Annotated in this window: 12 protein-coding genes; 4 read left to right on the top strand and 8 right to left on the bottom strand. The window is 71.8% G+C overall.

Going from position 1 to position 22,863, the window contains the following annotated elements:
• Positions 1-80: 80 nt before the first annotated feature.
• Together AC3EUJ_RS24920 and AC3EUJ_RS24915 are read right to left on the bottom strand one after the other, a co-directional pair.
• On the bottom strand, positions 81-2,069 hold the full coding sequence (locus AC3EUJ_RS24920; RefSeq protein ID WP_431964955.1) for a glycogen debranching N-terminal domain-containing protein: 1,989 nt from the start codon (positions 2,067-2,069) through the stop codon (positions 81-83).
• A 378-nt stretch (positions 2,070-2,447) separates the two neighbouring features.
• Positions 2,448-3,431, bottom strand: coding sequence for a LacI family DNA-binding transcriptional regulator (locus AC3EUJ_RS24915; protein WP_431964953.1), 984 nt, complete (start codon positions 3,429-3,431; stop codon positions 2,448-2,450).
• 569 nt (positions 3,432-4,000) lie between these two features.
• On the opposite strand from AC3EUJ_RS24915, the gene AC3EUJ_RS24910 reads away from it, so the two are divergent.
• From AC3EUJ_RS24910 to AC3EUJ_RS24900, 3 genes are all read left to right on the top strand, one after another.
• Entirely contained in the window at positions 4,001-11,323 is a 7,323-nt protein-coding gene (locus AC3EUJ_RS24910; RefSeq protein ID WP_431964951.1) for a non-ribosomal peptide synthetase/MFS transporter, read from the top strand.
• Positions 11,324-11,401: 78 nt separating this feature from the next.
• A complete protein-coding gene (locus AC3EUJ_RS24905) occupies positions 11,402-12,322 on the top strand; it encodes a pyridoxal-phosphate dependent enzyme (protein WP_431964950.1) in 921 nt (306 codons plus the stop codon).
• Entirely contained in the window at positions 12,312-13,265 is a 954-nt protein-coding gene (locus AC3EUJ_RS24900) for a fatty acid desaturase family protein (protein WP_431964949.1), read from the top strand. The genes AC3EUJ_RS24905 and AC3EUJ_RS24900 overlap by 11 nt, the downstream gene beginning before the upstream one ends.
• 534 nt (positions 13,266-13,799) lie before the next feature.
• Here AC3EUJ_RS24900 and AC3EUJ_RS24895 read toward each other — a convergent pair.
• From AC3EUJ_RS24895 to AC3EUJ_RS24885, 3 genes are all read right to left on the bottom strand, one after another.
• Positions 13,800-15,038 carry an acyl-CoA dehydrogenase family protein gene (locus AC3EUJ_RS24895; protein WP_431964947.1) on the bottom strand — a complete coding sequence of 413 codons (1,239 nt, stop codon included), beginning with the start codon at positions 15,036-15,038 and terminating at the stop codon, positions 13,800-13,802.
• 408 nt (positions 15,039-15,446) lie between these two features.
• Positions 15,447-16,547, bottom strand: coding sequence for a Gfo/Idh/MocA family protein (locus AC3EUJ_RS24890; protein ID WP_431964945.1), 1,101 nt, complete (start codon positions 16,545-16,547; stop codon positions 15,447-15,449).
• 54 nt (positions 16,548-16,601) lie between these two features.
• On the bottom strand, positions 16,602-17,213 hold the full coding sequence (locus AC3EUJ_RS24885) for a nuclear transport factor 2 family protein (RefSeq protein WP_431964943.1): 612 nt from the start codon (positions 17,211-17,213) through the stop codon (positions 16,602-16,604).
• 586 nt (positions 17,214-17,799) lie between these two features.
• On the opposite strand from AC3EUJ_RS24885, the gene AC3EUJ_RS24880 reads away from it, so the two are divergent.
• Positions 17,800-18,429 carry a cysteine hydrolase family protein gene (locus AC3EUJ_RS24880; RefSeq protein WP_431964941.1) on the top strand — a complete coding sequence of 210 codons (630 nt, stop codon included), beginning with the start codon at positions 17,800-17,802 and terminating at the stop codon, positions 18,427-18,429.
• 246 nt (positions 18,430-18,675) lie between these two features.
• On the opposite strand, the gene AC3EUJ_RS24875 is transcribed toward AC3EUJ_RS24880, so the two are convergent.
• From AC3EUJ_RS24875 to AC3EUJ_RS24865, 3 genes are all read right to left on the bottom strand, one after another.
• The gene (locus tag AC3EUJ_RS24875) at positions 18,676-19,062 is read right to left on the bottom strand and encodes a winged helix-turn-helix transcriptional regulator (protein ID WP_431964939.1); all 387 of its coding nucleotides are present in this window, start codon (positions 19,060-19,062) and stop codon (positions 18,676-18,678) included.
• A 264-nt stretch (positions 19,063-19,326) separates the two neighbouring features.
• Positions 19,327-21,651, bottom strand: a complete 2,325-nt coding sequence (locus AC3EUJ_RS24870; protein WP_431964938.1) for an LLM class flavin-dependent oxidoreductase — start codon at positions 21,649-21,651, stop codon at positions 19,327-19,329.
• Positions 21,652-21,875: 224 nt separating this feature from the next.
• Positions 21,876-22,760: a helix-turn-helix transcriptional regulator gene (locus tag AC3EUJ_RS24865; RefSeq protein WP_431964936.1), complete on the bottom strand. Its 885-nt coding sequence runs from the start codon at positions 22,758-22,760 to the stop codon at positions 21,876-21,878.
• Between the last annotated feature and the right edge of the window lie 103 nt (positions 22,761-22,863).

Here is a 22,863-nt window from a genome sequence, read left to right as displayed (position 1 = left end):
TGTCAGCGCACATTTCGAATGGTGTGGCAGTGAGAAATCGAATCGTGTTCGTGGCTGCGAAATGGGCCGGCATCCGGCCGTCAGGCGCTACCGGGAGCGCCCGGGGCGTTCCCCGCCTGCGCGGGGCTGCCGCCCGGAGAGGCCGTCCCGGCCGGGCTCTCCAGGTACCCGACGACCGCCACCGCCCCCGCGGCCGCCCAGGCCTGGGGACGGCAGGCCGCGGGATAGGCGGGCAGCGGCGCGCCGTCGGCCGCCGAGACCCCTCCGTACAGCTCCGGCAGCCGGTACTCGAAGCGTTCCGCGGCCTCGACCACTCCGTTCGCGAGTGAGCGGGCCACCTCGTGGTGGCCCTCGGCGGCCAGCCCGAGCACGGCGATGGCCGTGTCGTGCGGCCAGACGCTGCCGCAGTGGTAGCTCATCGGGTTGAAGGCGGCGCTGGTGGAGGAGAGGGTTCGCAGTCCGAACCCGCAGTCCATGTCCGGCGCGGACAGTCTGCGGGCGACCGTCGCCGCCTCGTCGGGGGAAAGCAGCCCGGTGCCGAGCAGATGGGCCATGTTGGAGGAGGCTCCGTCCACCGGCCGCTTGGCTCCGTCCAAGGCGATCGCCGGATAGGGTCCGACGTCGTCGCAGACCCAGTAGGCCTCGCGGAAACGCTCACGCAGCCGGGCCGCCCACTCCCGCAGCTGCTCCGTTCCGCCGGCACCGAAGCTCTCCAGCAGGTCCGCGCCCTGTACGGCGGCGGCATGCGCGTAGCCCTGGACCTCACACAGCGCCAGCGGCGCCTCCGCGAGCCGTCCGTCGGACCAGCGCACCCCGTCATGGGAGTCCTTCCAGCCCTGGTTCGCCAGGCTGCCCGGGGCGGTGGCCCGGTACTCGAGGAACCCGTCCCCGTCGGTGTCTGCTGCCTCGGTGATCCACCGCAGGGCCTTCCGCAGGTGCGGCAGCAGCTCGGCGACCTCGGCCTCGGGCAGGCCCGCCCGCCAGGCGTCGTGCAGCAGGCGCACCCACAGCGCCGTGGCGTCGACCGTGCCGTAGTACAGCGGTGGCAAGGTGAGGCTGCCCAGTCGCAGCGGCTCCGGGCGCGCCTCGTGGAGGATCTTCCCGGGCTGCTCCTCCGCCTCGGGCAGGTCCCGCCGGCCCTGCCTGCGGGCGAGGGTGCGCAGCGTCCCGCCGGAGACCGCGGTGCCCAGGGGCAGCAGCATCCGGGCGGACCAGAGCGAATCGCGTCCGAAGAGGGTGAAGTACCAGGGACTCCCGGCGGCGAGGAACCGGTCCCGCGGATCGAGAGGGTCGGACAGCAGCATGGACCGCAGGTCGTCGAGGCTGCGCTGCAGCAGTCGAGCCCGGCGGTGGTCGACCGGCGCCTGCGCGGGTGCGGCCCAGGGCAGGGGCAGCGACTCGCTGGGCGCGCCGAAGACGGTCCGCGGCGCGCGCTCGGAAGTGCCTGCGGGGCCGGTGCCGGGCGATGCGCACACGCGAAGCGACAGCGACCAGGAGCCTGCGGGCGGCAGGTCGGCCTCGAAGCACAGGACGGCCGTTCCGTTCTCCACCCGGCATTCGGCCGGCGCCGGCTCCGCGGTCAGGACGACTCCGGTGCCGTCGCGGTCCCAGCGCACCTCGCCGCCGGCGGCGATCGGGGGGACGGGGCGGATGCGCTCGCCCGTCCGGATTTCGTGCACGGGGGCCAGATCGGACTCGGCGCGTACCAGCACGCGCAGGCGCAGGGGTGCGTCGCCGAAGGTGCGCAGCCGCAGGTGCTCCGCGAGGCCGCTGTGCGTCAGCGCCCGGTGGCGGTCCAGCATCAGGTCCGCGTCGGTCACGTCCGCGTCGGCCGGCTGCACGACGGCGGTGAACCGGGCCTGCGCCGACCGGGTCAGTGACCGGCCCACCGGCCGTACCTCTGCTTCGACGATCTCGACCTCCAGCCGGGAGAGCAGTCGGCGGTCGTCGCCGTAGTAGCCGTCCGCGCCGCCCGCACGCAGCTGGCCGTCCGATCCGGTGAGTGCGGCGGCGGGGGCGCGCAGCACCGTCACCAGGTCGTGCAGGGCAGGTGGGTGAGGGGTTGTCACCCTGCCTCCTTCGGTCAAGCGGGTCGTACGGTCGGGCCGCGCAGTGCGACCGGCCGGTGTGCGTGGGCGGGTGCCGTCACCCGCAGCGCCGACCTCGCGCGGAGGACGGGCAGCGGCGGCGGACACGCGCCCGACCGGCGGTCGCTGACGTACAGGGATCCGGGTGCCGAACTCGAACCGTCGTCGGCATCCCGAAAAGTTGAACGATCAAAACTGCGACGCGCAGGACTATGCCATGTGGTGGGCCACCTGACTAGGGGAAGTTTCCTCAACGTTTCCGTGATGTTCCGCGCGGAGGACCCTCGGTTGCTCCCGCCGACGCTCAACTACCCGTCCCGCAGAACCCGCGCAGCGGCGGCGAGTGGGTTGCCGCGAGGCTCAGGAACTCCCACGGACGATCAACTCGGGCGCGAACAGCACGTATTCGGAGGCGGCGGGAGGGCCTCCGGCGAGCCGGGCGGTCAGCAGCCTGATCACCGCGCGCCCGACCTCGGTCAACGGCTGCCGCAGCGTGGTCAGCGAAGGCTGGACGAGCGCGGCGGCGGGGGAGTCGTCGAAGCCGACCACAGCCACGTCCCGCCCGATGGCGAGCCCCAGTTCCCGGACCGCCGTGTAACACCCCAGCGCCAGGGTGTCACTGGCCGCCACCACCGCGGTGGGGCGGGGCCGTGCGCGCAGCAGCTCAGCGGCAGCAACAGCGCCTTCGTCGATCGTGTCCGGCGAGCGTGCGCAGTCGCGGGCGACCAGGCCGTGCCGGCCCATGGCCAGGCGCCATCCGAGCAGCCGGTCCTGTCCCGGCCCGCTGCCCTCCTCCATCCCGAGGAATGCGATCTCCCGGTGACCTCTGGCCACGAGGTGGTCCACGGCCGCACCGACGCCGGCCGCGCCGTCCACATCGACCCACAGCTGCCCGGGCGGGGCATGAGGTGCCCGGCCGAAGCCCACGAACGGGGCGTTCCGTGAGGCGAGCCATGCCGGACGGGGATCGCCGGGGTCCAGCCGGGACAGTATGAACGCGTCGACGCTGGAGGTGCGGAGCATCTCGTCGTACGTCGCCAGTTCGTCCTGGAAGCCCTGCGCGGCGCAGATCACCACGCGGTAGCCGTCCTCCTGGGCCGCCGCCGCGAGAGCGTGCAGGAATCGGTCGAGTATCACGTTCGACGTGCCATCCCGCCCCACTTCGACGCAGTAGCCGATCTGCCGCGACGCCTGGGTCCTGAGCGACCTCGCCGCCCGGTTGGGCTCGTAGCCGATCTCCTTGATCACCCGGAGTACGCGGTCCAGCGTCTCCGGGCGCAAGCGCTCCGGTGTGTTCAGGGCGTTGGAGACCGTTTGGCGGGACACCCCCGCAATACGTGCCACATCGTTGACGGTGGGAGCCGGCGAGACGGAGCGCTTGCGCATAGGAACAGCAGTCTACCGGCGAGGACGGCGGCAGCCACCGCCTGGTCACCCATCGCGACGGCTTTCGGCCGAACCGGTGCGGGCCGCACCCCGGACCCCGAGGCATCCCTGCCGGGGCCGCGGGCGCGGGGGCAGCGGCCGGCTCCGGCTCGGGACGCCGAAGAACACGGGGTGCGGGTAGCCGTGGCCCATAGGCGCGATCCACGCGGAGGCCGACAGCGGGACATCGAAGTCCGGGCGCGCAAGGGGCCGGACCGCCGCGCCTTGTCCGGTCGGCCCGGCCGTGACCGCCTTCGGGTTCCGGCCGGGGCCGGGGTGTCCGGCAACGGCGGCCGCCAAAACACCCATCCGTGAAGGTCAGTCGGATTTCTGTTCGCGTCAACTGCCCTATTTCCAGCTCCCGTTCATGTGATCGCTCGTGAGGCGATAGGGATCATTCACATCTTCGTCGCGCCAGTCCCCCAAATTCGCCGAGGCGTTCCGCTTTGAGGCGCCTCCAGTGCAGGGACAGCTCCGAGGGAGTTCGTGTGCGTGCTACACCAGCCGTGGACGTGGCCGCGTCAGGCGGATCCGCGGCGGCCGAGGCCACCCCCTCGAGCGGAGCCGGGGCAGCGCCCTCGGACGTGCTCGCCGCGATCGAGGAGCAGGCGGCGCGGGCCCCCGACGCGCCGGCCGTGGTCGACGCGACGGGCTCGTCCTCCTACGCCGAACTCCTGGCCGCGGTCGGCTCGCTGGCCGGGACGCTGCAGGCGTCGGGGGTCCGTGCCGGGGACCTCGTGGGGCTGTGCCTGCCCCGGGGGCGGGACGCGGTCACGGCGATGCTGGCGGTGTTGCGGGCCGGGGCCGGTTATCTGCCGCTCGACCCGGGGTATCCGGCCGCGCGGCTGGCGGTGATGGTCGAGGAAGCCGCGCCCCGGGTGGTCCTGGTCCCGGACGGCGGCATGGACGGGGTCGCCCGCTCCCTGCCCCCGGGGACGCCACTGCTCGCGGTGCACGCGGCCGAATGCGCCGCCACCGCGCCGGGCACGCCCGTGGTGCCGGAGGACCCGGCGTACGTCATCTTCACCTCGGGCTCCACGGGACGGCCCAAGGGCGTGGTCGTCCCGCGGCGGGCGCTGACGCACTTCTGCCGGGCGGCCCGCGATCGCTACGCTTTGTGTCCCACTGACCGGGTGCTGCAGTTCGCGTCGCTCAGCTTCGACGCCAGCGTGGAGGAGATCTTCCCGCCGCTCACCGCCGGCGCCACGGTCGTCGTCCGGGACGACGACATGATCAGCCGTCCCGACGTCTTCCTGGACCGTTGTGCCGGGCTCGGCATCACCGTCCTGGATGTGCCGACCGCGTACTGGCATGAACTCGTCGGGGCGCTCGAACGCGGTGAGGCGGCCCTCCCGGCGACGGTGCGAACGTTGATCATCGGCGGTGAGGCGGTTCACGCGGAGGCTGTCGCCCGCTGGCAGGAGCAGGTCGGCACGCGGGTGCGGCTGCTCAACACCTACGGCCCCACCGAGACGTCGGTCGTTGCCACCGCCGCCGACCTGACCACGTGGTCCCGCGGCGGGCCTGTACCGATCGGCACCGCGCTGCCGGGCGTCACCGTGCGCGTCGTGGCCGAGGACGGTACGACGGCGACGCGCGGTGAGCCGGGGGAACTGCGCATCGGCGGCGCGGGAGTGGCCACCGGATACCTCGGCCGGCCGGACCTGACCGAGGACCGGTTCCGCGAGGGTCCGGACGGGCGGCGCGAGTACCTGTCCGGCGACCGGGTCCGGCAACTGCCGGACGGCGGCCTGGAGTACCTGGGCCGGCTCGACCAGCAGGTGAAGATCCGCGGTTTCCGCGTGGAACCGGGCGAGGTCGAGAGCGCGCTGCGGGAGGTGCCCGGCGTCACCGACGCCGTCGTCCTCGTCGACGCCGCAGCGGGCGCGCCACGGCTCGTGGCCCATCTGGTGACCGCGGACGGCGAGCTCGGCACCGACGGCGTCCGTCGTGAGCTGGCGTCCCGGCTGCCGCGGTACCTCGTGCCGGCCGTCTTCTCCCTGCACGCCGCCTTCCCGCTGACGTTGCAGGGCAAGGTGGACCGGGCCGCGCTGGCGGCCGCCCCATCCGTGTCCGCACCGGTCGCGGACGATGCCGTGGACTCCACGCCCGAGACTCTCGTGGCCGCCATGTGGCGGGAGTTGCTGGGCGTCGTCGAGATCCGCCCCACCGACGACTTCTTCTGCCTCGGCGGGGACTCCCTCTCCGCCATCCGCATGCTCAGCCGGCTGCGCCACTCCCACGGCACCGACCTCACCCTCAGCGCGCTCTACGCGGCACCCACCCTCGCCGAGGTGGCCGACGTCGTCCGTGCCGCCGATGGCGCGGCCCACCCGTCCATCACCGCGGAACCCACGACGGACCCCGGCGCGGACCGTCCGGCCGGCGAGCCGTCGCAGCTGCCGCTCACCGCGTTGCAGCGCGACTTCTGGATGGCCGAGCAGGTGAGCCCGGAACTGCCGGTGCACACCCTCGGCATCCGTTACCGCTGGGCCGCGCCCGTCCGCCCCGAGCTGCTGCCCGGGTGCCTCGCCGAACTGGCCGCACGTCACCCCGCCCTGGTGTCCCGGTTCCCCTACGCCGGCGACGGGCCCGTGACGACTGTCGACCGGTCCGCGACCATCCCCTTCGGCGCGATCGACCTGCGGGACCTGGCGCCGGAGGCGGCGCGGGCGCGGGCGGCAGAGGAGCGCCGGCGGATCGTGGCGGAGCGGACCGACCTCGAGCGGGGCCCCCTGGCGCGTGCGGCGCTGGTGCGCACTCCCGACGGCGACGAACTCCTCATCGCCGTACACCACTTGGTCTTCGACGGCTGGTCCGTGGGCGTCCTCGGGGACGAGCTCGCCGAGATCTACCGCGACCTGAGTGCGGGTCGCACGCCGCGGTACGCCGCCCCCGACCGTCTTGCGGAGGTCGCCCGGTGGCGGACGGCGGCCTCCGGTGACGCCGCGCTCGCCGCGTACTGGCGGGACCGCCTCGACGGCGCCGACCTGGACCTGGAACTGCCCGCGGACCGGCCGCGCCCCACCGTGGCGACCCACCGGGCGGGACGGGTCACCCGCGGCATCGACCCGGCATCGCTCGCGCTGCTGAACGCGTGCGCCAGGGAGCACCGGGCCAGCCTCTTCATGGTCGTCCTGGCGGGCGTGCAGCTCGTCCTCGGCAGGTACACCGGCCGCAGCGACGTGACGGTCCTGGCCCCGGTGGCGGGACGCGAGGACCCCGCGCTGGACCGCGTGGTCGGCTCCGTCCTCAACATCCTGCCCCTGAGGGGCGACCTGACGGGCAATCCGACGTACGCGGAACTGCTGGACCGGGTGCGGGAAGCGGTCCTGCGTGACCTGGAGCACCAGGGTCTGCCGCTCCCAGAGATCACGGCGTCGGTGCGACCGCCCGGCGGCGGCCGGCTCGACCCGCTCAGCCGGGTGAGCGTCACCGTCCACAACACGGCGGCGCCGCAGGACCCGCTGGTGGCCTACGCCGGGGACGAGGCGCCCGCCGCGACCATGGCGGACCTCGCCATCGGCCTGGACTTCCCCGCCGGCGGAGCGGTGCTGACCGTCGACTACGCGGCCGAACTCTTCGATGCCGAGCGCGTCGAGGCCCTGGTGGACCATCTGCTGACCCTGTTGCATGCCGCGGCGACGGAACCCGGCACCGAGGTGGGCCGGCTGCCGCTGCTCACCGAGGCTGAACGCCACACGGCCCTGCACACCTGGAACGACAGCGCTGCCGAGATCCCCCCGGCGCGCAGCCTTCAGGAGGTGTTCGAGCGCTGCGTCGCGCGGCGCCCGGACGCCCCGGCCCTGACCTCGGGTTCGCGGACCGTCGGCTACGACTGGCTCAACCGCAGGGCGAACCGCGTCGCCCACCTGCTGCGCGAGCGCGGCGTGCGCCCCGGCGAGCGGGTGGCGATCTGTCTGGACCGCGGGATCGACCTGTTCGCGGCGATGTGGGGGGTGCTGAAGGCGGGCGGCGCCTACGTGCCGCTGGATCCGGCGTACCCGCGCGAGCGGCTGCGCTACATGCTCGACGACAGCCGCCCGGCGGCGCTGGTCACCCGTCTCGGCCTCGCGGGCGTCCCCGACGCGCCCGCGGGCACGGCCGTCCTGGCGCTCGACCGCGACGCCGTGCTGCTCGACGCCGCGTCGGACACCGACCCGGTGCCCGTCGGGACGCCGGACGACCCGGCCTACGTCATCTACACCTCCGGCTCCACCGGCCGCCCCAAAGGCGTGGTGGTGACCCACCGGAACCTGGTGCACGCGGTGGCCATGTGGCAGCGCGCCTACGACCTCGACCCCGACTGGACGTACCAGCAGGCCGCCAGCTTCTCCTTCGACATGTTCGTGGGCGAGACGCTGCGTGCGCACTGCACCGGCGGCCGGCTCGTCGTCGTCCCGCGCGAGACGCTGCTGGACCCGGCGGAGCTGTACGCGCTCATGCGCGACGAGCGGGTCCAGTGCACCGAACTGGTGCCGGCCGTGCTGCGGGCTCTGCTGGCCCACGCCGAACAGGCGGGGGAGCGACTGGACTTCGTGCGGCTGCTGATCGGCGGCGGCGAGAAGTGGCAGGTGCGCGAGTACCAGCGGGCGCAGCGCCTCGTCGGCCCCGGCAACCGGGTCGTCAACGCGTACGGCGTCACCGAGGTCACCGTCGACAACGTGTACTTCGACGGCGACGTCGACGACCTGCCGGCCGAGGCGCCGCTGCCCATCGGCCGCCCGTTCCCCAACAACCGGGTGTACGTGCTGGACGCGTACGGGGCGCCGGTGCCGCCGGGCGTGGTGGGCGAGCTCCACCTGGGTGGCGCCGGGGTGTCACCTGGCTACCACGAACGGCCGGAGCTGACCGCGGAGCGGTTCGTCCCCGACCCGTACGCTCCGGACGCGGCGGGCGGCACGGCGCGCATGTACCGGACCGGGGACAGCGCGCGCTACCGCCGCGACGGCACCGTGGACTTCCTGGGCCGCCTGGACGACCAGGTCAAGGTGAACGGCTACCGGGTCGAGCTCGGCGAGGTCGAGGCCGCGCTCGGCGCGCTGCCCGGGGCGGCGGGGTCCGCGGCCGCGGTGCACACCCTGCCCTCCGGCGCCGCCCAGCTCGTCGGCTACCTCGTGACGGCACCGGACGCCGCGCTCTCCGAGGCGGCGGTCCGCGAGGCGCTGGCGTCCTCGCTGCCTCCGCACATGGTGCCCGCGCGGGTGGTGTTCCCGCCGCGGCTGCCGCTCACCCCGAACGGCAAGCTCGACCGTCGCGCCCTTCCGTCCCCGCCCGACGCCGCCGACGTCCCGGCGCGCACCGCGCCGCGCAACGCGGCCGAGCGGCGCATCGCCGCGATCTGGGCGCGGACGCTGGGCGTGGAGGAGTCGGCGATCGGCGTCGACGACAGCTTCTTCTCCCTCGGCGGAGACTCGTTCGCGGCGCTGCGGATCGTCCGGCAGATCGACCCGGGCCTGGCGCTGGTGGAGCTTTATCGCACCCCGACCGTGCGCGGCCTCGCCGCCCTGCTCGCGGACCGCGCGGAGCGCGGCGAGGAGCGGCGCGAGGAGCCGGCGCCGCTGCTGCACCGGCTCACCTCGCAGGAGGCGGATCCGGGCGCGGGCGGCGTCACGGTGGTCGCGGTGCCCTTCTCCGGCGGCAGCGCCGTCGCATACCGGCCACTGGCCGAGCAACTGCCCGCGCACTGGGGGCTGTACGCGGTCGAGCTGCCGGGCCACGACATCAGCCGGCCGGACGACCCGCTGCTGCCGGGCGCCGAGGTGGCGGCCAAGGTGGTGGCGGAACTCGGCGCGGTGAAGGGGCCCGTGATGGTCTACGGGCACTGCCTGGGAACGGCCGTCACGCTGGAGGTCGCCCGTCAGGCGGAGGCCGCCGGCGTCGACGTGGTGGGCGTCGGCCTGGGGGCCAGTTTCCCCACGGCGCGGCTCCCCGGGCGCTTCTTCGACTGGCTGCACCGGCTGGCGCCCACCGACTGGCTCACCTCCGACCGGGAGTACCTGTCCTACCTGCGGGCGCGGGGCGGTTTCACCGATCTGGACGACCCCGAGCAGGAGCAGTTCGTGCTGCGCAACGTGCGGCACGACGCGCGGGACGCCGAGGAGTTCTACACCAAGGCCTACCAGGACTTCGCGGCGCCCAGGCTGCGCGCCCCGGTGGTCAGCGTGGTGGGCTCCCGCGACCGGGTCACCGAGCTGTACCAGGAACGCCATCACGAGTGGGAGCACTTCGCGGACGACGTCTCCCTGGCGGTGCTGCCGAAGGCGGGCCACTTCTTCGTGAAGACCCACTCCGAGCCCCTGGCCCGGACACTGGTGGAACACGCCGAACGGTGGCAGGAACCGCCGGTGCCCGTGGACGGCCCGCCCGTGGACGAGGCCCGGCCGGCAGTCCGGCGAGGCCCGGACGGTCCTCGCGGCACGGTCCGGTCGTCCGGGCCGGTGGCGGCGGGCACGCGGGGCACCAGGCCGAGCCTGTCCCGCTTCGCGGTCGTGGCGCTGGGCCAGTTCCTGTCGATGATCGGCAGCAGCCTCAGCACGCTCGTCCTGAGCATCTGGGTCTACCAGCGCACCGGGTCGATCGCCGACTTCGCCGTGGTGAACGCGGTGGGCATGCTTCCCGGCATCGTCGCCGGACCGCTGGCCGGCGCGGTGGCGGACCGCTGGAACCGCCGCGTGATCATGCTGACCAGCGACGCGGTCGCTGGCCTGGCGATGGGCGCGCTCGGCCTGCTGGTCCTCGGCCGCGGCCTGCAGATGTGGCAGGTGTACCTGGCCGTGTCCGTCACCTCCGTCGCGGGCGCCTTCCAGCGGCCCGCCTACCTGGCCGCGGTGGCCCAGCTGGTCCCGAAGCGGTATCTCGGGCACGCCAACGGCATCAGCCAGCTCGGCGTGGGCGTGGGAACGGTGTTCGCGCCCATGATGGGCGCCGGGCTGATCGGGGTGATCGGCGTCTCCGGCGTGATCATGATCGACGTGGCGAGCTTCGCGGCGGGAGTCGCGACGCTCCTGGCGGTCCGCTTCCCCGACACCCTCTTCCGCCGCCGGGACGAGTCGTTCGGCAGGGAGATCACCGGCGGCTGGCGCTACATCGCCCGCCGGCCCGGACTCCGCGCGGCGCTGCGATTCTTCGTCATCGACCACGCCTTCTACACGCTCGGCTTCGCTGTCATCACGCCCATGCTGCTCATCGAGCAGTCGCCGCTCATGCTGGGCATGGCACTCGGCGCGGCCGGTATCGGCGGCCTGTGCGGCAGCCTGGTGATGGGCCTGTGGGGCGGCACCGGCCGCAGGACGCACGGCATGATCATCTCCATGGCGGTGGCCAGCCTGGCGATGGCCATGGTCGGTATCGCCAGCCCGCCGCTGATCGTGACCGGGATGTTCCTGCTGGCCTTCGGCGAGTCCCTGGCCGACGGCCACTGGATCGCCCTCGTGCAGACCAAGGTCGGCCTCGAACTCCAGGGCCGGGTGCTGGCCATCTTCATGACGCTGATGATGCTGACCATGCCGCTCGGCTACCTGGTCGTCGGCCCGCTGGCCGAGCGGTACGTGAGGCCGCTCCTGGAGCCCGGCGGCGCCCTGGCGGACACGGTCGGCGTGCTGCTCGGCACCGGCCCGGGACGCGGGCTGGCGCTGCTCGTCGTCGTCAGCGGACTGCTGCAGCTGGGCTGGGCGGCCCGCGGCTGGGCGAACTCCCGTCTGCGCCTGCTGGAGGACGACCTGCCCGACGCCCTGCCCCCGGCGGAGGTCGGCGACCTCGACGACCTCCAAGGCCACGCCGACGCCCAACTGGCGACAGCCCGCGCCTGACCTCCCCTTGTACGCCGGTGCCGCACCACCGTGCCGGGCACCGGCCGCACGTCCCTCCACCACCCCGAAGGAACCGCCATGCCCACCCCCGCACCACCGTCCGCCGAAGCGCCCTCCGACGCCTTCGGCACCCCGCTCATCGACGTCTCCGCCCTGGTGCCCGGCGCCCGGGTCCTGGTCAAGGACGAGACGCGCTACGCCTCGGGCAGTCACAAGGAGCCCGCCGCCCGCGCCGTCGTGGCCCGGGCCGTCGCCGACGGCCACCGGCATGTCACCATCGCCACCTGCGGCAACTACGGGCGGGCCATGGCCACGGCCTGTCAGGCCGCCGGTGTGGAGTGCACGGTCGTCCTCCCCAGCGGCTGGAGCGACGGCGGCGAGGCCATGCGCGCCGCCGGAGCGCGCGTCCACCTCGTCGACGGGGCGTACGAGGACGCCGTGGACGAGTCCCGCCGGCTCGCCGCCACCGGTGACTGCGTCGACGGCAACGTGGACGGCCCCTACGCCGAGGCGGTGTTCGAGGGGCACGGCGTGGTCGTGTCCGCGCTGCGGGCCGCACTGCCCGCAGCCCCCGCGGTGGTCTGGCTGCCGGTCGGCAACGGTACGACCGTCATCGCGGTGCGACGCCGGCTGGAACTGTACGGCTGGGACACGGTGATCAACGGTGTCGGCTCGGCGGGCAACAACCCGATGGTGACCTGCTGGCCGGGCCCGTACCGGACGCTGCCGCCGCAGTCCGTCACCACCACCGACCACAACCAGCCGCTCGTCAACTGGCACGCGCTGCAGGGCGACGAGGCCATGACGGCGATCGCGGCCACCGGGGGCACCGTCCTCGGCGCCGACGACCGCGAGCTGTGCGACGCCAGGGATGCGCTGGCGGAGCACGGCGCGTTCCCCACCGCCGCCGGGGCCGTCGCCATGGCGGGGCTGCTCCGCACGGCCCGCTCCGAGGGCCTGGTGCCCGGTACCCACGTGGTGGTGCTCAGTGGCCGTTGAGCGGCTCCTCACCGAGCGCGACAGCGCTCCGCCCGCGGGCCCGGCCGTCCTGTTCACCCGGCTCAAGGTGACCTCCGCCGACGAGCGGGTCTTCCTGGGCAAGCTCGCCGTCCTTGCCGTCCTCACCTGCGCCGGCGCCGTGCTGGCCCTGCAGACGAACCTGTGGGCGGCGGGCGCCGGGATCGTCCTGCTGGCCGCCATGTTCACCCACGCCGTGGAGCTGCAGCACCAGTGCCTGCACCACTCCGCCTTCCGGCGCGCCTTCCCCCACCGCCTGGTCGGCGTGCCCCTGGGGATGCCGCTCCTCGTGGTCTACAGCCACTACCGGGTGCGCCATCTGCAGCACCACCGCTACCTGGGCACCCCGCAGGACACCGAGTTCTTCGGTTTCGACACGCGTGGGCCGCTGACCTTCCGGGCACTGCTGCGCGGCCTGCTGGACTACCCGCGCCTGGGCACCGTCGTCGCTGAGATCGTGCGCGCGGCCACGGGGCGCTGGACGTACGCGTTCGGGCACATCGCGCCGGCGATGCGGCGGCGGATCGTGACCGAACATCTCCTGCTGGGCGCCGCCGTGGCGAGCCTGGCCGTCCTGGCGGCCCTCGGCCACGGCGAGTACGTGCTGCGGCTGTGGGTGCTTCCCCTGCTGCTCGCCGTCCCCATGCACTTCCTCGTGGAGCTGCCGGAACACCTGCTGTGCGACACGGAGACGACAGATGTGCTGCGCAACACCCGCTCCATCCGGGGCAGTTGGCTGACCACTTGGTTCACCAACGGCAACAACCTGCACATCGAGCACCATGCCGCGATGACGGTGCCGATCAACCGCCTCGGCGAGCGGCACGCGGAGGCGAGGTCCTTCGCCGCGCACGTCGAGCGCAGCTACGCGGACTTCTACCGGATCCTCTGGCAGGCGCTCAGGAGTAGGCCGGCGGCGCCGTAGCGGGCGCAGCACCACGCACCGGCCGTACCCCGCGGCGACGGCCGGCTCGCCGGAGCCGCGGGGCGGCCCTGGAGACGGAAAAGGGGTTCGGGTGGCCGGCCGTGCACCGCCTCGACGCCGCCCGGCTCTACCGCAAGGCCCTGGCGTCGGCCGACGCCGGTGCCGCCCTGCGTGCGGCCGCCGAGGAGGGCGTACCGCTGCGGGCCGTCGCCGAGGTCTCGGCCGCCGCCTCGGCGTTCCGGTGGTCTCCCTCGGCGCAGAAGAGACGGCCGCCCACTGGACATCACCCCGTCTACGAGGCGTACTCCCCGCCCCTCGGGGACCGGAGCGCGAGGCTGACCGCCGTCTTTGCCGGTACCGCTCAGGCACCCGACTTCCGCGATGTGCGCGGCAAGCCGGCCGTCGTAAAGGACGACAACCTTGTATCTGCGGCGGTGTGCGCTGGTTCGGACGGCCCCGCCTACAGGCGAGGCCGTCCCGCGTCTGAAATGGGGACGGCGCCCCACCGGGCGCAGACCCCATCCGCTTGTCGGGTCAGACCATGAGGCTCACTCGCTCGTTCACATCCAGCAGTGTTTTGCCGTAGACCTCCAGGCCGACGGCAGGGATCAGGCCCGCGTGGCGGGCTGCGGTGTTCGCATCACGCCAAATGCGCTGCAGGGTGTTCGTCTCGGCGAAGGCAGAGGCACCGTGCGCGTCCAGCAGGATGCCGATGGCCTCGAGGATCTGGCGGGCCGCGTAGCCCGCCCCGGCCCTGATGTGGGCGCGCGCGGCATAGTCCAGTGGACCGGCGGCGGCCGCCTGATCGACCTGCGAGGCCGCGCGGTGGGTAAGAAGCCTGGCCGTCTCGATCTTCAGCGCGGCCTCAGCCACCTGCATCTGGATCCCCACCGAGTCCGCCTGCCGGTTGTGAACGGTGAACGACAGCGGCTTGGACACCGCAGCACGTACCGCCACGTCCAGAGCCGCCCTGCCCAGCCCGAGCAAGGGACCGAGCAGGCACAGCAGCAGCATCGGGCCGAACGAAGCGCCGTACAGCTCCTCCTCGCGGGACGAGCGCGGGTAGACCCCCTCCGCCGCCGCCGTGACCGAAAGGATTCGGTGCGCGGGAACGAACACATCCTGCGCGACGAGGGTGTTGCTGGCGGTACCCCGCATCCCGGCGGTGTGCCAGGTGTCCTCGATGACAAGTTCCGAGGCGGGAATCAGCACCAGAGCCTGATCCGCGACCGCACCATCCTCGTCCTGCAGGAGTGCGCCGACTGCCGCCCAGGTTGCGTATGGCGCGCCAGAGTTGTATGACCAGCGGCCGCTGACCCGCCAGCCGCCCGCCACCCGCTTCCCGATGCCTGTCGGTGCAGCCACACCGGTCACCCGTGCATCAGGGTCGGCTCCGAACACCTCCTCCTGGGCCTCATCCGGAAACAGGCATGCCAGCCAGTTCGTCACGGAGATGATCATCCCGACCCAGGCCGCCGAGCCGTCGGCTTCGCCGAGCGCCTCCGAGACGTCGGTCAGGGTGCGCAGGTCCGCCTCCTGACCGCCGTACCGCTTCGGTGTCAGCAGCCGGAAGACGCCGGCGTCGGACAGCGCCTGGACGATCTCGGCTGGTACGACGCGGTCCCGGTCCCCGCGAGCGGCGTGCTTCCGCAGCAGCGGCTGCAACGCGGCGGCCGCTGCGACCGACTCGGACCTGGGACCGGCCTGGACCGGCCCGCCGGGTACGCCGTCGGACGTGGAGCTGTGCATATGTGTCTTCTCCGTCGTGGTCATTGAATGTGTTGCTCGAGAAGCGGCGCTGCTGGTGGAGACAGCAGGTGTGCCGCCCCACCGCGCCGGCGGGGCGGCACGAGATCCGCCGGCGCCCTGACCCGAAAGCCGGCCCAATCGGGTGAGACCGGATGGCCAAGCCGGCATTGCCGGCAACGCTGCCGACACCTTCTTCGTCCCCGCGGTGACGTCTGGTTGTCGCATGCCATGGCAGCCCGTGTCGAGCTGCTGCCAGAGTGCGTCAGCCCAGGCGAGAGCATGGGCGCGGCACGGGCGAACCCGACCCGAACGCCTGGCGCCCAGCCTCGTGGCGGCGAAAGCCGGCATCGATACTATTTCGAGCGTTCGTTAAAAATTTGCCACATGGTGGCCCCCCGCGGCCCGGGGAGGGACAGGTCTTCCCGCGCGACGTCAGCCGAGGTGCTGCGCGGTCTGCTGGCGGGACGAGTTCTTGATGGCGTCCATCAGTTGGTGGCGTGTGTGGGCATAGGTGAAGTCGGGGACTGTGTGCGTGCCTTCGCGCAGGTCTCGTCCCAGGTGGGTGTAGAGCGCGGCGACGTTCCTGGCGGGGCCGACGAGGCCGTCGGGGATACCCGCGGAGTACTCGGCGGGCACGTCGAGCTTGGACACGGTGGCGTCGTCGCCGAAGCCGGCTTCGAGGGTGAGGTCGGTGACCTGGACGTTGCCCCAGGGTGCGGTCAGGACGATGTCGCCGTCGGTGCCGTTGATCTCCCAGCGGAAGTTGTCTCCGCGGGAGGCGCCGCCGCGGTAGAAGACCGAGGCCGCGGCGCCGTTCTCGAGGGTGCCGATGACCGAGATCTGGTCGGGGGCGGTGACAGGGAACACGGTGTCGCCGTCGTCGGTGACGGTCACCTCCGTGCGGCCGTGTACGAGGTTGGCCGACAGGTGGTCGAATTCCCCGAGGGTGACATTGAGTGCGTCGATGGCGTGCAGGGCTGCGCCGGACAGGGGGGTGGCGCCCTGCGTCTCGTCGTACCAGTAGGTGTGGGCCCTGGTGGTCTGCCCGTTCCAGACCATGCCGGAGGCGACGAGGGAGGTGCCGATGACCCGGCCGATCCTGCCGTTCTGGATCAGGTGGCGCGCGTAGCGCAGTTCGGGGTGGTAGCGGCCCTGCAGGCCGATGGCGGTGCGCACCCCGGCGGCGTCGGCACGCCGGGTGAGCTCGGTGGCGTCAGCCAGGTTCAGGGCCAGCGGCCATTCGCTGTAGACGGACTTGCCGGCGTCGATCGCGGCCGTGATCAGCTCCCGGTGGTGGGGGACCTTGACCGCTACCACGACGATGTCGATCCCCGGGTGGGCCAGCAATGCGGCGTGGTTGTCGTAGGCCGCCTCGACGCCGAATTCCCGCACGGCCGCCTCGGCGGACTCGCGGCGGGAGGTGCTGACGGCGCGCAGTGTGAAGTCGGGGAGGGCCTTGAGGGCGGGGATGTGGCTGATGGAGGCCCAGCCGCCCGGGCTGCCGCCGATGATGCCGACACCGATGGTGCTCATGTTGTTACTCCTTGGGTGACGGGCCCTGTGCGGGCCGAGGGGTGGTGGCTGTTGTTACTTCTTCGGTGCGGCGGACGGCGTCCAGTTGGGAACGGTGTCCACCCGGAACCGGGACAGCACGGTGCTGGAGATGTACCAGTGGCCGTGGATCCGCTGATAGGTGTCGCGGTACTCGCCGTAGCCGTGGAAGCCGTTCTTGTAGCTGGAGCCGGAGGGGAAGCTCACGTAGTCCTCCATCGCCCAGATCGCGGTGGCGCGGTCTCCGTGCACCTGGATCTCGGGGAGGAAGCCCTGGTGGGCGGTGGGGGCGTTCCCCAGGAGCGCTGCCGTGTTCTCGGCGAGTTCCTTGCCGCTGCTGTACTTCACGCCCACGTCGATGGTGGGGTGGGCGGTGAAGAGAGCGGCCAGCTTGGACCACTGCTTGCTGTCGAGGTAGCGGAAGTAGCGCGCCTTCACCTGGCGGATGTCCTCGATGTCGGCGAGCCGCTGCACCGTGGCCGCGTTGTGCGCCGCGGCGGACTGCGCGGGGTGGTGCGCGGCGGACGCGGGCGGGGAGGCCCAGGCGGCCGCGCCCGCGCCGCCACCGGCCAGCAGTGCGGCCACGGCGGCGGCGCCGACCACACGTGAACGCCATGCGGAAGGCGTGCGGGATTCCTGCTTGCTCATGCTGTGTCCTTTCGGCGCCGCATCCGTGCGCGGGCGGCGTTCGTTGAGTCCCGGGCCTGTGAGTGACCGACTCGGCGCTCACCGAGGAAGCGCCGCTACCGGTCGGTCGCGACCCGGCCACGTCAGCCAGTGAACCCTATGTGGAACGATGCGTCAAAAAAATAGTCGAACTTTTCGCCTCAAACGTAGGGAATATTTGTAGCGATCGTTCGAGAGTGGGGGGCGAGTCACGCTTCCTCCTCGGTGTCGGTCGGTGCAAGCGTTCGCCCCTGCCCTTCAGGCACGGGTTGTGTGGCCTGACCCGCCTGGCGGCGCTCTCGGGGACACTGCCGGTCGAAGGCGGGCTCGGCGCCATCGTCGGTCCGGGCGACCTCGTGCTGGGGGCTGTTCCAGGACATCGTTGAGATACCGGGTGCAGGGTTTCGGTTCAGCTGCGGGTCGGCCTGTGCGACAGGGGAGGCCAGGATCGATTGAGCCAGTATGGTTCCGATGGGCCGCCCTGGGTGAGAGTCCCGGTCCGGCGGCGGGCGGGAAACAACCAGCGGGCATAGCCTCGAATGCAGGGGGATCGGCAGTAGGAGGCTCTGTGACCACGACGTCGTACGAACCGGGACGCATCGGCCTGCTCCTGATCGACACTGTCAACGAGCTGTTCTCGGAGAAGGGCAAGGGCTACCCCGAGTTCAAGGACGAGTTCGACAGGATCGGCACGTTCGAGAACCTTAAACGGCTCCTGGCGGGTGCCCGCGAGCAAGGGCTTCCGGTCTTCTTCGCGCCGATGTCCTACACAGAGGAGGACTACACATCCTGGAAGCACCTCTCCGGCATCCACCAGGAGATGTTCGACAACCGCATGTTCGAAGCGGGGAGCTGGGGAGCTGACTTCCACCCTGAGCTCTCACCCGGCGACGGCGACGTTGTCATCGCCCCGCACAAGAACATCGACGTCCTGGCCAACACAGACCTGGAAGTTCAACTGCGCCAGCACAATGTCGAGTACATCGCCATCGCCGGCATGGTCGGCACGATGTGCGTGGAGTCGACCGCCCGCAGTTGCATGGAACACGGCTACCACGTGACCACCTTCACCGACGCCACAGCAGCGGCCGGCGGACGGGCCGCGTACGACGCGATGGTGCTGCGCTACCCGGCGATCTCCCACGCCACCCTCACAGTCGACGAGTTTCTCGCCGCCACGAGCAGGGCGAAGGCCTGACACGATGGCGCCGTCACGGGACCGGCCGACCTCGCACGGCTCGATCAGCCGGGGCCCTTGGCATGGGCGGGTGCAGCAGGCGCTACAGTCCCGCCGAGACGTCAGACGGGCGGGCAATCCTGCGACGGCGGACCGCCGTGACGAGACCTGCCCCCAGGGTTGTGGCGCCCGTGGCCAGGCCGACCGGCAGCCAGGTACGACCCGGCTCCATGGAGACGGTGCGCGCGCGCCGCTACCGCCCTGCGGTCAGCCGGGGTGGTGGGCGGGCGGTTGCGCCGAGCCCACCGGCACGGAGCGGCGGGCCATCCACTGGACCAGGGGTTGGAGTGCGTTCAGCAGTGCTCGGCCGTCCGGGGTCAGTCTGTAGCGGATCTGCACGGGCGTGGTCGGCATTACCGTGCGCTCGATCAGCCCCTCGGCGGCCAACTCCTTCAGGCGCTGCGTCAGTAGGCGATCGGAGATACCACCGACCATCGTCCGGAACTCGCCGTGGCGCCGGGCCCCGTGTGCGGCGGCCGCCAGAATTCCTCCTGTCCAACGTCGCCCGACGAGCTCCAGCGCGCCCAGCAGATTCGGGCAGGTGCTGTCGTCGATGGTGCGTTCTGTGCACTGCGCGGATGGTGAAGCACGCATTCCGGAAACTCCCATGATTCAAGGTCGGTTGCCTGTTGACGGAGCCTGAGGGCCGGCCGGAGAGTCGGCACAGGTCCCGGTACCGGACGGCAGGGTCGGCACGTCGTCGCACGAGGGTTGCTGCATCTGAGTCTCGCTGTGGCACCCGCTCCGCTGCCGCCGTTGTGGACGCGGCCAGGGACGAGCGCCGTTTTCACATTCTCGGGAAGGACAACGGTGCCCGGTGCGGGCCCGGCGGGAGCCCGGCACGGAAGGTCTTGACGGTCAGCGCCGGGTGGGGGCCGCTTCGCCGGGGCGGGCGGCACCATGGGAGGGCGCCGCGGGCGGGATGGCGAAGTTGCGATTGAAGACGTTGTCCGGATCCCATGCGGCCTTCAGGGCGCGGAGCCTGGTGAGTGCGGGCTCGGGGAAGGCGTCCGCCAGACGGGCCGGGTCGGTGTCCGTCTCGAAGCTGAGGTACATGCCGTTGAGGTGCGGGTACAGCCGAGCCCAGTGGGCGTTCATGCGGGTGACATGACTGGAGGCGGTGGCGGCGATGACGGAGAAGTTCTGGGTGCGGTGCGCCCAGGCCATGGCGTCCTCCGGGATGTCGTGCACGGCGCCGCCCATCGAGCGGAACTGCATGACCATGACGTCGCCCGACTTCATCGCCTTCTCGATGATGGCGGCGGCCTCCGGGGTGATGTGGTCCAGCAGCCCGCTACGGGTGTTCGCCAGGCCCTGGCCGCGGTGCTGGTTCTCGGGCGGGGCGACGATCAGGTGGTACGGGACGAGCTGCGCCTGCTGGTGCAGGACCGGGCCGGCGCCCAGGAACGGGGTCAGGGCGTTCTGCGCGTCCTCGGTGTCGTCTCCGGCGTAGACCAGGGTGATCTGTGCGGTGACCGGCCCGCCGCGGCGGCCGGGGAACATCGATATGAAGCTGGTGATCTCCCGCGGGGCGGCTTCGACCAGCCGTCCCCACTTCAGGAGGAAGCCGGCCGTGTTGGTGGCGTCCACGACAAGCGTGGCGTGGGCGACGTTCTCGACCTCGTACGCCTGGAGCTCGAAGGCGGTGACGATGCCGAAGTTGCCGCCCGCGCCTCGGATCGCCCAGAACAGTTCCGAGTGGTGCTCGGCGTCGACGCGTAGCTTGCGGCCGTCGGCGACGACGATCTCGGCGGCGGTGAGGTGGTCGATGGTCAGGCCGTGTTTGCGGGCCAGGTACCCCAGCCCGCCGGCGGTGGCGAGGCCGCCGACACCGACGTCGCCGTAGTCGCCGGAGCTCATGGCCAGTCCGTGCGGTGCGAGCGCGCGGGCGACATGTCCCCAGCGTGCGCCGGGGCCGACGCGGATGCGGCCGGTGGCCCGGTCCAGGACCTCGACGGAGTTCATCTTCGACAGGTCGATGATGATGCCGCCGTCGTTCGTGGATCGGCCGCTGATGCCGTGGCCGCCGCTGCGCACAGAGAGTCCGACGTCCTGAGCGCGCGCGTAGGCGAGGGCGGCCACGACGTCGTCGGAGTTCTCGGCTCGGATGACCAGGGCGGGCGATCCGGGGTGGATGTAGCTGTGGCGGACGTCCTCGTAGGCCGGGTCACCCGGCTCGACGACCTTCTTCGCCAGGGATTCGGGGACCGCGTCGTAATCGATGGTGTCGCGCCGCTCGGCGAGGACGACTGCCGGGCGGTCGGGCACCGTGACCGTGCCGGTGGGGGTGGTCGCCCGCTCGCGGGCGACGGCCTCGCGCAGGGCGGGTGCCACCTCCTCGCCGAAGGTCCGGATCAGCCGGGGGTCGTCGCGGCCGATGAGGAACGCCGAGAAACCCTGCTCCAGGACCAGTGGAAGCAGTTCTTCGACCCACTGCTGCGGCGGACCCTGCAGGTGGCCGCGCCGGGTGGCGGTGAAGTCCACGCTGAAGAGGTTGAGCAGGCGCCGGATCTCCTTGGGGTCGCGGCCCTCCGCGTGGGCGGCATCGTCGATGATCTTGTTCGCCTCCGCCATCCCCGGCGCCCGGAGGTATTCCAGCGTTGGAAGCCAACCGTTGGCCTTGCGGCCTGTCAGGCTGAGCATGCGCGGTTTGTAGGCGCCGAGCCAGATGCCGATGTCATGGGCGGGGCGTGGTCCACGCTTCATCGACGGGATGGTGTAGTGCTCGCCATGGAAACGCAGGGAGCCGTTCTCGCCGCTCTGCCAGGCGCCGCGGAGGATGTCGAGTGCCTCATCGAGTGCCTCGACGCCCTGCCCAGGGCTCAGACGGGGTCCGCCCATGCCGTGAACGGCGTCGGGGAAGGCGCCCGCGCCGAGTCCGAGCTCGAACCGGCCCCCGGACAGGACGTCGATGCTCGCCGCCGTCCGGGCAAGCATCGACGGCGGCCGCAGGGGCAAATTCGTGACGTTCGCCGATACGTGGATGCGGCTGGTTCTGGCCGCCACCCAGGTCAGCAGCGTATAGGTGTCCAGGAAGTCCGTGTTGTACGGATGATCCTGGAACGTGGCAAGGTCCAGCTGGGCAGCCTCCGTGAGTTCCGCGAGCGCCACGGCTTGCGCCGAGTCCTGTGCGCTGGGGGTGATGAATGTGCCGAGCAAGAGCTCGTGGCCGTAGTCGGGCATGCACTTCCTCTGGGTGGGCTGTCAAACAGTTCATCTTCCAGATACATCGTATAGAAGACAACACATCTATGGAGCTGCACATTTCCGGGCATGGCGAAAGGTCGTCGCATGCCGCGTGTGCGGAGGGCAGGACACCTCACGCGCTGGTGTGGCTCAGGCCGTGGAGCGCCGCCTGCCGCACCGTTCGCGCATTTCGGTGCGGCCGATGATGTTGCCCCCGATTGTTACGAGGCGGTGTTGCCGGGGGCGGGCTGGTCGGCGGCCGGTGAACTGCCGGCACGGTCGGGGGCGTGCATGCTGGCGAGCAGGTGGAGGCGTTCCTCGGAGGCGCTGCCCGGCTGTGCGTGGTAGGTGATCAGCGTTTGCCCGGAGCTCGGTATGAGCAGCTTTTCGTAGCGCAGTTCCAGTGGGCCGGCCTGCGGGTGGCGGAACAAGGTGGTGCCGGTGGTCTTGTGTTTGACGTCCTGGCGGCCCCACAGGGTGCGGAAGCGTTCGCTGCTCAGGGTGAGCTCGCCGACGATCTCGACGAGTCGCGGGTCGTGGATGTCGGCGCCGACGATGGAGCGCAGGTAGGGCACGACCCGGGCGGTCATGTCTTCCCAGTCCTGGTAGAGCTCTCGCATCTCGGGTTCCAGGAACGCGGTGAGGATGCCGTTGTGGCCGGGGGCGTTGAATGGCGAGAGCGCGATGGCGAGGTCGTTGGCGGCGAGTATGTCCATGTACCTGCCGTGGACGTATGCCGGTGTGAGCGGCCAGGCGCCGATGAGGGTGCGAATGCCGTCGCTGACCTTCTCGGGCCTGCGGGGCCGTTTGCGCTGCGGGCTTTTCGGTGCGGCGATCTGCAGCAGGTAGGCCGTGGCCTCCTCGTCCAGCCGCAGTGCGCGGGCGATGCTGCGCAGGACCTGCTCGGAGGGATTCTTGTCGCGACCCTGTTCCAGGCGGTTGTAGTAGTCGGAACTGATTCCCGCGAGGAAGGCGACCTCCTCGCGTCGCAGCCCCGGGACGCGCCGGTTGCCCTGATCGGGAACGCCGGCCTCATCCGGTGAGATGAGCTCCCTGCGGGCGCGCAGGTAGCGGCCCAGTGCGTTGGCGTCTTCGGTGGCTGGCATGTTTCCAGCGTACGAAGGCATCCCGATTCCCTGGGTGGCCCTGCCAGTCCCAGTCTCAGCCCGTCCTGGTCCGCCTGGCGGCGTTCGGTGCAGCCTGGCGGGA

The sequence above is a fragment of the Actinacidiphila sp. bgisy160 genome (assembly GCF_057707815.1).
Note: the sequence above shows the minus strand (reverse complement) of the source record. Positions and strands in the feature narration are given on the sequence as shown.

Bases quoted from the DNA above. Each gene is read 5' to 3' on its own strand.
- AC3EUJ_RS24870 (WP_431964938.1), bottom strand. From the start codon at position 21,651: ATGCCCGACTACGGCCACGAGCTCTTGCTCGGCACATTCATCACCCCC.
- AC3EUJ_RS24865 (WP_431964936.1), bottom strand. From the start codon at position 22,760: ATGCCAGCCACCGAAGACGCCAACGCACTGGGCCGCTACCTGCGCGCC.
- AC3EUJ_RS24885 (WP_431964943.1), bottom strand. From the start codon at position 17,213: ATGAGCAAGCAGGAATCCCGCACGCCTTCCGCATGGCGTTCACGTGTG.
- AC3EUJ_RS24895 (WP_431964947.1), bottom strand. From the start codon at position 15,038: ATGACCACGACGGAGAAGACACATATGCACAGCTCCACGTCCGACGGC.
- AC3EUJ_RS24875 (WP_431964939.1), bottom strand. From the start codon at position 19,062: ATGCGTGCTTCACCATCCGCGCAGTGCACAGAACGCACCATCGACGAC.
- AC3EUJ_RS24890 (WP_431964945.1), bottom strand. From the start codon at position 16,547: ATGAGCACCATCGGTGTCGGCATCATCGGCGGCAGCCCGGGCGGCTGG.
- AC3EUJ_RS24905 (WP_431964950.1), top strand. From the start codon at position 11,402: ATGCCCACCCCCGCACCACCGTCCGCCGAAGCGCCCTCCGACGCCTTC.